Raw genomic sequence first — 11534 nt, 5'->3', positions numbered from 1 at the left:
CGAAGGGGCGATTGCCCGGCAGCATGATGTCCAGGCGATTCACAATCTGGTGAAGAGGTTCTTTACGCTCAAGCGCCATGCCAACAATACACCAGACCATCATTTCGAGGGGAAGACGGCGCTTGCGTAGCGTTACAGTACCTGATTCGGCAAGGCAACGAGAGATGAGTTCGGGGTCGAGGTAATCCCCCAGAGAAGTCAGTGGGTTACGCAGAGAATCGTAACGGGATACCAGATCAAGAGCCTGTCCAATGTGCATAAAAAAATCCGGAAACAAGTGAGCGTTTCCGGATTCTTACACAGCCACTGGATCGGTCAACTGATCCTTAACTGATCGGCATTACACCTTTTCGGTGGCGTTTTTTATCGCCCACGCACTACCAGCGCCTGGTCCAGCTCGCGATACGCTTCAACCAGTTTCTCTAGTGAAACGCGACTTAAACCGCTGGGATTTGGCAGCACCCAAATCTGCGTCGAACCAATGGTGAGCGTTTGTTTCCCCCACTGTGCACCGCGCTGGCTGAATCCCTGTTCATATGCTTGTTTGCCCAGAATCGCCAACGCCTGCGGCTGATAATCTTCAATTTTTTCAATCAGCTTACGCCCACCTGCGTGCAGCTCCTGCTTTGAAACTTCATTGGCTTGCACCGTTGGACGGTCTACCAGTTTGGTGACGCCACAACGATAATCCAGCAGATGCTGTGCCTCCTGCGGCTTCAACTGACGGTCGGTAAACCCGGCCTGATATATCACCTTCCAGAAGCGATTTGCTGGATGAGCAAAGGGAAAACCAGTCCCGGCGGATGAAAGCCCAGGGTTGATACCGCAAAACACGACCCGTAACCCTGGAGCCAAAATATCCTCAACCATATTTACTCCTTTCTAACATCACCAGGAAAAGTATAACGGATTGAAAATACATTGTTTATAAAAACAGCAGGCGCACGGTAATGGCTGGATTGCGACACGGAGTTACTTTATAATCCGCTACCATGGCCCCTTAGCTCAGTGGTTAGAGCAGGCGACTCATAATCGCTTGGTCGCTGGTTCAAGTCCAGCAGGGGCCACCAGATATAGCAAAGGCTGACGAGAAATCGTCAGCCTTTTTCTTTTTATATATCAGTTACTTTGCGTGCCAGTAAGCCGCTGCACGTACCCGCTGTGGGTCATACTGTTCCGCTTCAAAGCGGCGGCTTAAATTCTTAACGACTTTACCTTCGCCGGTTATCCAGATGAAGTAATCATCGGCAGGGATTTGCATCTGCGCCAGACGCGCATCTACCGCCTGCTCATCATGTGCCAGCCATTCGATATTAAAACCATCAAGGTGCGCGAGATAATCCTGACAGGCGTTATCCCGCACGCTAACCAGCGCACTAACTTGCGGTTTAACGGCAAGTTTGCTCAACGTTTCCAGGCGGCGGCGCAGTGCGGGCATTCCGGATTCATCGCAGACATACAGCTGATACGCGTAATCTTCCGGCACCACCAGCGAACCGCGCGGACCAGCCACCGTAAGTTTATCGCCCGGTTGCGCCTGCATCGCCCAGCCGCTGGCGACCCCACCGTCGTGAATAAAGAAATCGATCGCCAGTTCATGGCGTAGTTCGTCATACAGCGGCGTATAGTCACGCGACGGTGGGCGTGGTCCTTCCGGCCAGACGATGCCCTCTTCCGTTACCGTTGGCGGCACAAAGTGAGCGTCAGGTTGAGGAAAGAAGAGTTTGCTGTGATCGTCAAAGCTGCGCGATGTAAAACCGTCCAGCGCCTCGCCGCCGAGGACAATGCGCTGAAAACCGGCGCTGATGCGCTCAACGCGTAACACAGTCAGTTCACGGAAGCGCAGATCATTGCGAACGCGCTGCGGGTAGCGGGGGGAGTTATTCATTGTTATCGCCTTCGTGATGGTAATCAGATATATCTAAATAATTTTCGTAAATGATAATGATTGTTAATCATGATAAATGCAAGCGATTAGTAGAACTGATATGTCTATAGTCTGATAAGACGAACCGCCTCTTCTCAGGCATCATTACTCAACGCCGGATGCGGCGTGAACGCCTTATCCGGCCTACGTGTGAGATGAGTCCACATTTAAAAATCATTTTTATTCTTGCAAGAGTGCTCATATCAGATATAAATTAGATATATCTAATTAAGCAAAAGGAGGCTGATATGAGCCATCATCACGAAGGGTGTTGTAAACATGAAGGCCAGCCACGCCATGAGGGCTGCTGCAAAGGTGAGAAGTCAGAACACGAGCACTGCGGACACGGTCACCAGCATGAACACGGTCAATGCTGCGGTGGTCGCCACGGTCGCGGCGGCGGTCGTCGGCAACGTTTCTTTGGTCACGGTGAATTGCGTCTGGTGATTCTGGATATTCTCTCGCGCGATGACAGCCACGGTTACGAATTGATTAAAGCGATTGAGAATCTAACCCAGGGGAATTACACCCCAAGCCCGGGCGTCATCTACCCAACGCTGGATTTTCTGCAGGAGCAGTCGCTGATTACCATCCGCGAAGAGGAAGGTGGTAAGAAGCAGATTGCGCTGACCGAACAAGGCGCGCAGTGGCTGGAAGAAAACCGCGAACAGGTGGAGATGATTGAAGAACGCATCAAAGCGCGTTGCGTTGGCGCGGCGCTGCGCCAGAACCCGCAAATGAAGCGGGCGCTGGATAATTTTAAAGCGGTGCTGGATTTACGCGTCAACCAGAGCGATATCAGTGATGCACAAATAAAAAAGATCATTGCGGTGATCGACCGCGCCGCTTTTGATATTACGCAACTGGATTAATCGCCGCATCCGCCAGTGGCGCGGTGCAATTGCCGGATGCGACGCTTGACGCGCCTTATCCGGCCTACACCCGCTACACACCCCGCAGGCCTGATAAGATGCGCCAGCATCGCATCAGGCATTGTGCTCCAACCGCCGGATCCGGCATACCGATTAATGCAGCACCGTCACCGCGTCTTCCAGTCGGCTGGCGCGGTGTTTCACCATCGCCGACACCTGCGCACTCTCTTCCACCAGCTCAGCATTTTTCTGGGTGATCAGGTTAAGCTCATCCACTGCACGGGTCAGGCTGGAAAGCCCATCGGCCTGTTCCAGCGTTGAATGGCTAATCTGGGCGATCAACTGGGTGACGTTTTTCACCTGTGCCACAATATCTTCCATCGTCCGTCCGGCGGCGTGTACCTGCTGCGAACCGGATTGCACCTTATCAGCACTGGCATCAATCAGCTTGCGAATATCGTTGGCAGCATTAGCGCTGCGGCTGGCTAAATGACGCACTTCCCCTGCCACCACTGCAAAACCTTTGCCCTGTTCGCCGGCACGCGCCGCTTCCACCGCCGCATTCAGGGCCAGAATATTGGTCTGAAACGCAATATCGTTAATCAGCGAAGTAATGGTGCCAATGCGCTGGGTACTGTCGGCGATATCGTCCATTGTCTTGATCACCGTGGTCATCGCCTCCCCACCCTGCACTGCCGCATTACTGGCGGTGATAGAAAGTTTATCGGCAGCCGACGCCGTGGCAGAGTTCTGTTTCACCGACGCCGCCATTTGGTTCATGGTCGCCACCGTTTGCTGAACGTTATCAACTGTCTGCTGGGTATGTTCGTTCAGTTCATCGGTGCCTTTCGCCAGCGTCTCACTGCCATTTCTGACACTGGACACCTGGCTTGAGACATCGTTAATTAGCCAACGGCACATCAGGCCAAGCTGCCCTACCGCGCGTAATGTCAGTCCCAGCTCATCGCTGCGATTCAGGTGCTCAACACTATTACGCTCTCCGGTCGCCACCTTCAGTGCCTGACGGGCGACATTTTCTATCGGGCGCACAATCTGCCATTCAAAACAAGCGCTTGCCAACAATACCACTAACACACAGAGGAAATACGTCACCACCGGGGCAGCAACAAACCAAAGCATGGCCGCCAGCAAGATAAACATCAGGGTCATCACTCCACGCGCCCGCCAGCGAAGCGGTAATGAAGGCAGTTTACCCAGCCAGCCTTTACGCACCTCCAGGCCTTTATGAATACGCTTACTGGTACGTCCGGCGTTCAGCGCTTTGTACAGCGGCTCCACCGCCGCAATCTCTTCATCCGTCGCCCGGGTACGAATCGACATATAGCCACTGATTTTTCCCTCGCGCACCATCGGTACCGCATTGGCCCGTACCCAATAATGGTCGCCATTTTTGCGGCGATTTTTCACGATGCCGCTCCAGGGCTCCCCTTTTTTCAGGGTGAACCACATATCCGCAAACGCCGCTTTTGGCATATCCGGGTGACGCACCATGTTGTGCGGCTGCCCTTGTAACCCTTGCAAGGTAAAGCCGCTCACCTGCACAAAAGTGTCATTAGCATGAGTGATATAGCTTTGCAGATCGGTAGTGGACATCAGAGTGGTATCGTCCGCCAGCGGGGTATTTTGCTGGGTGACATACGGATGAGAAGACATGTTCGCGTCCTATGCAGGTTATATGGTTGTTAACTTCTTGTCAGAGTTTATGTCGGCCCCGCTGCGGTTATCTTTAACCGATTAATTTGATTTAGATCGCAATTTGCGATTAAAGCACAAATCTAATTCCTTGATTTAAAATACTTTCACTCTGTTACTATACGAAAACGTTAATTATCTTGCCCAAAATCAGGCAATTATCGCCCTGAAAACGTGCATTTGCACAGCAATCATCAAATCCATACCCGACAAAAACCGTGCAAAATAACAACGAATGTTAACAAATAGCATTAAATACTGCGCAAATGATAACCACATTTGTGTTTATCCCGATTTTCGCGATCGCAGCCGGAGTGGCGCAATCCCTGCAATACTTAAATCGGTATCATGTGATACGCGAGCCTCCGGAGCATATTTTGAACAGGTTACCTTCGAGCGCATCGGCTTTAGCGTGCAGCGCCCACGCCCTGAATCTCATTGAGAAGCGAACGCTGGATCATGAGGAGATGAAAGCACTTAACCGAGAGGTGATTGAATACTTCAAAGAGCATGTCAATCCGGGGTTTTTAGAGTATCGCAAATCTGTTACCGCCGGCGGGGATTACGGAGCCGTAGAGTGGCAAGCGGGAAGTTTAAATACGCTTGTCGACACCCAGGGACAGGAGTTTATCGACTGCCTGGGAGGTTTTGGAATTTTCAACGTGGGGCACCGTAATCCAGTTGTGGTTTCCGCCGTACAGAATCAACTTGCGAAACAACCGCTGCACAGCCAGGAGCTGCTCGATCCGTTACGGGCGATGTTGGCGAAAACCCTTGCTGCGCTAACGCCCGGTAAACTGAAATACAGCTTCTTCTGTAATAGCGGCACCGAGTCCGTTGAAGCAGCGCTGAAGCTGGCGAAAGCTTACCAGTCACCGCGCGGCAAGTTTACTTTTATTGCCACCAGCGGCGCGTTCCACGGTAAATCACTTGGCGCGCTGTCGGCCACGGCGAAATCGACCTTCCGCAAACCGTTTATGCCGTTACTGCCGGGCTTCCGTCATGTGCCGTTTGGCAATATCGAAGCCATGCGCACGGCTCTTAACGAGTGCAAAAAAACCGGTGATGATGTGGTTGCGGTGATCCTCGAACCGATTCAGGGTGAAGGTGGCGTAATTCTGCCGCCGCCGGGCTATCTCACCGCCGTACGTAAGCTATGCGATGAGTTCGGCGCACTGATGATCCTCGATGAAGTACAAACGGGCATGGGGCGCACGGGCAAGATGTTCGCCTGCGAGCATGAGAACGTACAGCCGGATATCCTCTGCCTTGCCAAAGCGCTCGGCGGCGGCGTGATGCCGATTGGCGCGACCATCGCCACTGAAGAGGTGTTTTCAGTTCTGTTCGACAACCCATTCCTGCATACCACCACCTTTGGCGGCAACCCGCTGGCCTGTGCGGCGGCGCTGGCGACCATCAATGTGTTGCTGGAGCAGAACTTACCGGCTCAGGCTGAGCAAAAAGGCGATATGTTGCTGGACGGTTTCCGTCAACTGGCGCGGGAATATCCCGATCTGGTACAGGAAGCGCGTGGTAAAGGGATGTTGATGGCAATTGAGTTTGTTGATAACGAAATCGGCTATAACTTTGCCAGCGAGATGTTCCGCCAGCGCGTACTGGTGGCCGGAACGCTCAATAACGCCAAAACGATCCGCATTGAACCGCCACTGACACTGACCATTGAACAGTGTGAACTGGTGATCAAAGCGGCGCGTAAGGCGCTGGCGGCCATGCGAGTAAGTGTCGAAGAAGCGTAATATCAAATCGGATGGCGATACGACGTCGCCATCCGATCTTTTTATACGACGCGTACGCCCGCAGGCATCATCCGCTCCGGCGTTAACAACACGCTTTCACTGCCGTCATCGGTTTCCGCACACAACAGCATGCATTCCGACGTTTCACCACGCATTTTCGCTTTTTGCAGATTGCATAAGACCACCACCGTTTTCCCCATCAGCTCTTCTTCGCTGTAGTACGGCACCAGGCTGGTCACGGTTTGCAGTGTTTTTTCCCCCACATCAACCTGTACGATGTACAGCTTGTCGGCGTTTTCATGGCGTTTCACTTCCACAATCTTTCCGACGCGCATTTCCAGACGTGCAAAATCAGCGTAAGCCACGGTTTCCATTGTTTCCTTCCTCCGGGTAAAATTTTACTAAACTATAGCAAAAGTTTTTCTCAATCCTGTAGGCTAAAAATGGAGAATGCAGGCGTGATCACATTCGTGAGCCGCTGTGTTACCGTTACAGCGTCAAAGAAACGCGCTTTATTTACTGAAAACAGGTGACCCGATAAGTACTTCCTCTACAATGGGGGCGCACATCAGGGAAAGTAAAAAAGGTAAACATGGCAACACTAAAAGACATCGCAATCGAAGCTGGCGTATCCCTGGCGACAGTATCCAGGGTCTTAAATGACGATCCGACATTGAATGTGAAAGAAGAGACGAAACATCGCATTCTCGAGATCGCCGAAAAGCTGGAGTACAAGACCAGTAGTGCCCGTAAACTCCAGACAGGTGCAGTCAACCAACACCATATTCTGGCTATCTACAGCTACCAACAGGAGCTGGAGATCAACGATCCTTACTATCTGGCGATCCGCCACGGCATTGAAACTCAGTGCGAAAAGCTGGGCATTGAGCTCACCAACTGTTATGAACACAGCGGATTACCAGACATTAAAAACGTCACCGGTATTTTAATTGTCGGCAAACCCACGCCCGCCCTGCGCGCCGCCGCCTGTGCGTTGACCGACAATATCTGTTTTATCGACTTTCACGAACCCGGCAGCGGTTACGATGCGGTGGATATCGATCTGGCACGCATCAGTAAAGAAATCATCGACTTCTATATCAATCAGGGCGTTAATCGTATTGGTTTTATTGGCGGTGAAGATGAGCCAGGCAAAGCGGATATTCGTGAGGTCGCCTTTGCGGAATATGGCCGACTGAAACAAGTGGTACGCGAAGAGGATATCTGGCGCGGAGGCTTTTCCAGTTCGTCGGGTTATGAACTGGCAAAACAGATGCTGGCGCAGGAAGACTATCCGAAGGCACTGTTTGTTGCTTCCGATTCCATTGCTATCGGCGTACTGCGGGCAATTCATGAACGAGGCCTGAACATCCCACAGGATATTTCGCTTATCAGCGTTAACGATATCCCCACCGCGCGATTTACCTTTCCGCCGCTCTCCACCGTGCGCATCCATTCCGAGATGATGGGAAGTCAGGGCGTTAACCTAGTGTATGAAAAAGCCCGCGATGGTCGCGCGCTGCCGCTGTTAGTCTTCGTTCCCAGCAAATTAAAACTGCGCGGCACGACCCGTTAAATCCCCTTACACACTGTCCGGCAATCGTTTTTGCCGGACAGTGCTGCCGTTTATTTTCGTGATCCAGTTAAAGTAAATGCATTTATCTGCTACTTTTTAGTGAAAATTTTACTAAGCTCCCCAGCAATTACACAAACTACCATCACCATGAATGGTTCCGATTTCTCTCTACCGGGAGGCCCTATGAATCGCTGGGAAAACATTCAGCTCACCCACGAAAACCGACTTGCGCCGCGTGCGTACTTTTTTTCATATGATTCTGTTGCGCAAGCGCGTACCTTTGCCCGCGAAACCAGCAGCCTGTTTCTGCCCTTAAGCGGTCAGTGGAATTTCCACTTTTTTGACCATCCGCTGCAAGTACCAGAAGCCTTCACCTCTGAGTTAATGGCTGACTGGGGGCATATTACCGTCCCCGCCATGTGGCAAATGGAAGGTCACGGCAAACTGCAATATACCGACGAAGGTTTTCCGTTCCCCATCGATGTGCCGTTTGTCCCCAGCGATAACCCAACCGGTGCCTATCAACGTATTTTCACCCTCAGCGACGGCTGGCAGGGTAAACAGACGCTGATTAAATTTGACGGCGTCGAAACCTATTTTGAAGTCTATGTTAACGGTCAGTATGTGGGTTTCAGCAAGGGCAGTCGCCTGACCGCAGAGTTTGACATCAGCGCGATGGTTAAAACCGGCGACAACCTGTTGTGTGTGCGCGTGATGCAGTGGGCGGACTCTACCTACGTGGAAGACCAGGATATGTGGTGGTCAGCGGGGATCTTCCGCGATGTTTATCTGGTCGGAAAACACCTAACGCATATTAACGATTTCACTGTGCGTACCGACTTTGACGAAGCCTATTGCGATGCCACGCTTTCCTGCGAAGTGGTGCTGGAAAATCTCGCCGCCTCCCCTGTCGTCACGACGCTGGAATATACCCTGTTTGATGGCGAACGCGTGGTGCACAGCAGCGCCATTGATCATTTGGCTATTGAAAAACTGACCAGCGCCAGCTTTGCTTTTACTGTCGAACAGCCGCAGCAATGGTCAGCAGAATCCCCTTATCTTTACCATCTGGTCATGACGCTGAAAGACGCCAACGGCAACGTTCTGGAAGTGGTGCCACAACGCGTTGGCTTCCGTGATATCAAAGTGCGCGACGGTCTGTTCTGGATCAATAACCGTTATGTGATGCTGCACGGCGTCAACCGTCACGACAACGATCATCGCAAAGGCCGCGCCGTTGGAATGGATCGCGTCGAGAAAGATCTCCAGTTGATGAAGCAGCACAATATCAACTCCGTGCGTACCGCTCACTACCCGAACGATCCGCGTTTTTACGAACTGTGTGATATCTACGGCCTGTTTGTGATGGCGGAAACCGACGTCGAATCGCACGGCTTTGCTAATGTCGGCGATATCAGCCGTATTACCGACGATCCGCAGTGGGAAAAAGTCTACGTCGAGCGCATTGTTCGCCATATCCACGCGCAGAAAAACCATCCGTCGATCATCATCTGGTCGCTGGGCAATGAATCCGGCTATGGCTGTAACATCCGCGCGATGTACCATGCGGCGAAAGCGCTGGATGACACGCGACTGGTGCATTACGAAGAAGATCGCGATGCTGAAGTGGTCGATATTATTTCCACCATGTACACCCGCGTGCCGCTGATGAATGAGTTTGGTGAATACCAGCATCCGAAGCCGCGCATCATCTGTGAATATGCTCATGCGATGGGGAACGGACCGGGCGGGCTGACGGAGTACCAGAACGTCTTCTATAAGCACGATTGCATTCAGGGTCATTATGTCTGGGAGTGGTGCGACCACGGGATCCAGGCACAGGACGACCACGGCAATGTCTGGTATAAATTCGGCGGCGACTACGGCGACTATCCCAACAACTATAACTTCTGTCTTGATGGTTTGATCTATTCCGATCAGACGCCGGGACCGGGCCTGAAAGAGTACAAACAGGTTATCGCGCCGGTAAAAATCCACGCGCGGGATCTGACTCGCGGCGAGTTGAAAGTCGAAAATAAACTGTGGTTTACCACGCTTGATGACTACACCCTGCACGCAGAGGTGCGCGCCGAAGGTGAAACGCTCGCGACGCAGCAGATTAAACTGCGCGACGTTGCGCCGAACAGCGAAGCCCCCTTGCAGATCACGCTGCCGCAGCTGGACGCCCGCGAAGCGTTCCTCAACATTACGGTGACCAAAGATTCCCGCACCCGCTACAGCGAAGCCGGGCATTCTATCGCCACTTATCAGTTCCCGCTGAAGGAAAACACCGCGCAGCCAGTGCCTTTCGCACCAAATAATGCGCGTCCGCTGACGCTGGAAGACGATCGTTTGAGCTGCACCGTTCGCGGCTACAACTTCGCGATCACCTTCTCAAAAATGAGTGGCAAACCGACATCCTGGCAGGTAAATGGCGAGTCGCTGCTGACCCGCGAGCCAAAGATCAACTTCTTCAAGCCGATGATCGACAACCACAAGCAGGAGTACGAAGGGTTGTGGCAGCCGAATCATTTGCAGATCATGCAGGAACATCTGCGCGACTTTGCCGTAGAACAGAGCGATGGTGAAGTGTTGATCATCAGCCGCACAGTTATTGCACCGCCGGTGTTTGACTTCGGGATGCGCTGTACCTACATCTGGCGCATCGCTGCCGATGGCCAGGTTAACGTGGCGCTTTCCGGCGAGCGTTACGGCGACTATCCGCACATCATTCCGTGCATCGGTTTCACCATGGGGATTAACGGCGAATACGATCAGGTGGCGTATTACGGTCGTGGACCGGGCGAAAACTACGCCGACAGCCAGCAGGCTAACATCATCGATATCTGGCGCAGCACCGTCGATGCCATGTTCGAGAACTATCCCTTCCCGCAGAACAACGGCAACCGTCAGCATGTCCGCTGGACGGCACTGACTAACCGCCACGGCAACGGTCTGCTGGTGGTTCCGCAGCGCCCAATTAACTTCAGCGCCTGGCACTATACCCAAGAAAACATCCACGCTGCCCAGCACTGTAACGAGCTGCAGCGCAGTGATGACATCACCCTGAACCTCGACCACCAGCTACTTGGCCTCGGCTCCAACTCCTGGGGCAGCGAGGTGCTGGACTCCTGGCGCGTCTGGTTCCGTGACTTCAGCTACGGCTTTACGTTGCTGCCGGTTTCTGGCGGAGAAGCTACCGCGCAAAGTCTGGCGTCGTATGAGTTCGGCGCAGGGTTCTTTTCCACGAATTTGCACAGCGAGAATAAGCAATGAGGATCATCGATAACTTAGAACAGTTCCGCCAGATTTACGCCTCTAGCAAGAAGTGGCAACGCTGTGTTGAAGCGATTGAAAATATCGACAACATTCAGCCTGGCGTCGCCCACTCCATCGGTGACTCATTGACTTACCGCGTGGAGACAGACTCCGCGACCGATGCGCTATTTACCGGGCATCGACGCTATTTTGAAGTGCATTACGGTAATGACTCCAACTTATTGATAGTGTTTTATGTTCAGATAATGCCCGATGACTTTGTCATGCAGCTCCACCGATTTTGAGAACGACAGCGACTTCCGTCCCAGCCGTGCCAGGTGCTGCCTCAGATTCAGGTTATGCCGCTCAATTCGCTGCGTATATCGCTTGCTGATTACGTGCAGCTTTCCCTTCAGGCGGGATTCATACAG

The 11534-nt window shown here is 52.6% G+C and carries 10 protein-coding genes, 1 tRNA gene and 1 pseudogene; 6 read left to right on the top strand and 6 right to left on the bottom strand.

The window, feature by feature from the left end; genetic code table 11:
* Both BGK49_RS03100 and mug read right to left on the bottom strand, forming a co-directional pair.
* The coding region (locus BGK49_RS03100; RefSeq protein WP_024249094.1) for a transposase domain-containing protein at positions 1-277 on the bottom strand (277 nt) is incomplete at its 3' end.
* Between the two features lie 86 nt (positions 278-363).
* Positions 364-870 (bottom strand): G/U mismatch-specific DNA glycosylase, encoded by a 507-nt coding sequence (gene mug, locus BGK49_RS03095; RefSeq protein ID WP_000228937.1) that lies wholly within the window; start codon positions 868-870, stop codon positions 364-366.
* Positions 871-994: 124 nt separating this feature from the next.
* On the opposite strand from mug, the gene BGK49_RS03090 reads away from it, so the two are divergent.
* A tRNA-Ile gene (locus tag BGK49_RS03090) sits at positions 995-1070 on the top strand.
* 53 nt (positions 1071-1123) lie between these two features.
* Here BGK49_RS03090 and nfeF read toward each other — a convergent pair.
* Complete coding sequence (nfeF, locus tag BGK49_RS03085; RefSeq protein WP_001065914.1) at positions 1124-1888, bottom strand: NADPH-dependent ferric chelate reductase NfeF; 765 nt, start codon at positions 1886-1888, stop codon at positions 1124-1126.
* A gap of 287 nt (positions 1889-2175) precedes the next feature.
* Between nfeF and nfeR the strand changes: the two genes are divergently transcribed.
* Positions 2176-2799, top strand: a complete 624-nt coding sequence (nfeR, locus tag BGK49_RS03080) for a DNA-binding transcriptional regulator NfeR (protein WP_000018003.1) — start codon at positions 2176-2178, stop codon at positions 2797-2799.
* Positions 2800-2952: 153 nt separating this feature from the next.
* Here the strand turns inward: nfeR and aer are convergent, their stop codons facing one another.
* On the bottom strand, positions 2953-4473 hold the full coding sequence (gene aer, locus BGK49_RS03075; protein WP_000094706.1) for an aerotaxis sensor receptor Aer: 1521 nt from the start codon (positions 4471-4473) through the stop codon (positions 2953-2955).
* 416 nt (positions 4474-4889) lie between these two features.
* On the opposite strand from aer, the gene ygjG reads away from it, so the two are divergent.
* Positions 4890-6269, top strand: coding sequence for a putrescine aminotransferase (gene ygjG / locus BGK49_RS03070; protein WP_032335804.1), 1380 nt, complete (start codon positions 4890-4892; stop codon positions 6267-6269).
* Positions 6270-6310: 41 nt separating this feature from the next.
* Here ygjG and BGK49_RS03065 read toward each other — a convergent pair whose 3' ends face one another.
* Positions 6311-6643, bottom strand: coding sequence for a tRNA-binding protein (locus BGK49_RS03065; protein ID WP_000450589.1), 333 nt, complete (start codon positions 6641-6643; stop codon positions 6311-6313).
* A gap of 218 nt (positions 6644-6861) precedes the next feature.
* Between BGK49_RS03065 and ebgR the strand changes: the two genes are divergently transcribed.
* The 3 genes and pseudogenes from ebgR to BGK49_RS03050 all read left to right on the top strand — a co-directional run.
* Positions 6862-7845 (top strand): transcriptional regulator EbgR, encoded by a 984-nt coding sequence (gene ebgR / locus BGK49_RS03060; RefSeq protein ID WP_000212469.1) that lies wholly within the window; start codon positions 6862-6864, stop codon positions 7843-7845.
* A gap of 183 nt (positions 7846-8028) precedes the next feature.
* Positions 8029-11121: a beta-galactosidase subunit alpha gene (gene ebgA / locus BGK49_RS03055; protein WP_001082886.1), complete on the top strand. Its 3093-nt coding sequence runs from the start codon at positions 8029-8031 to the stop codon at positions 11119-11121.
* A pseudogene (locus BGK49_RS03050) lies at positions 11118-11327 on the top strand (YhcH/YjgK/YiaL family protein); the annotation flags it as partial. The gene ebgA and the pseudogene BGK49_RS03050, both read left to right, overlap by 4 nt.
* A 15-nt stretch (positions 11328-11342) precedes the next feature.
* On the opposite strand, the gene BGK49_RS25140 reads toward BGK49_RS03050, so the two are convergent.
* The coding region (locus BGK49_RS25140) for an IS1 family transposase (protein WP_000718190.1) at positions 11343-11534 on the bottom strand (192 nt) is incomplete at its 5' end.

Origin of the sequence: Shigella sp. FC1544 (genome assembly GCF_001722145.1) — a bacterium.
Lineage (GTDB): Bacteria > Pseudomonadota > Gammaproteobacteria > Enterobacterales > Enterobacteriaceae > Escherichia > Escherichia coli.
Note: the sequence above shows the minus strand (reverse complement) of the source record. Positions and strands in the feature narration are given on the sequence as shown.

Bases quoted from the DNA above. Each gene is read 5' to 3' on its own strand.
- ebgA (WP_001082886.1), top strand. From the start codon at position 8,029: ATGAATCGCTGGGAAAACATTCAGCTCACCCACGAAAACCGACTTGCG.
- nfeF (WP_001065914.1), bottom strand. From the start codon at position 1,888: ATGAATAACTCCCCCCGCTACCCGCAGCGCGTTCGCAATGATCTGCGC.
- nfeR (WP_000018003.1), top strand. From the start codon at position 2,176: ATGAGCCATCATCACGAAGGGTGTTGTAAACATGAAGGCCAGCCACGC.
- BGK49_RS03065 (WP_000450589.1), bottom strand. From the start codon at position 6,643: ATGGAAACCGTGGCTTACGCTGATTTTGCACGTCTGGAAATGCGCGTC.
- ebgR (WP_000212469.1), top strand. From the start codon at position 6,862: ATGGCAACACTAAAAGACATCGCAATCGAAGCTGGCGTATCCCTGGCG.
- aer (WP_000094706.1), bottom strand. From the start codon at position 4,473: ATGTCTTCTCATCCGTATGTCACCCAGCAAAATACCCCGCTGGCGGAC.
- mug (WP_000228937.1), bottom strand. From the start codon at position 870: ATGGTTGAGGATATTTTGGCTCCAGGGTTACGGGTCGTGTTTTGCGGT.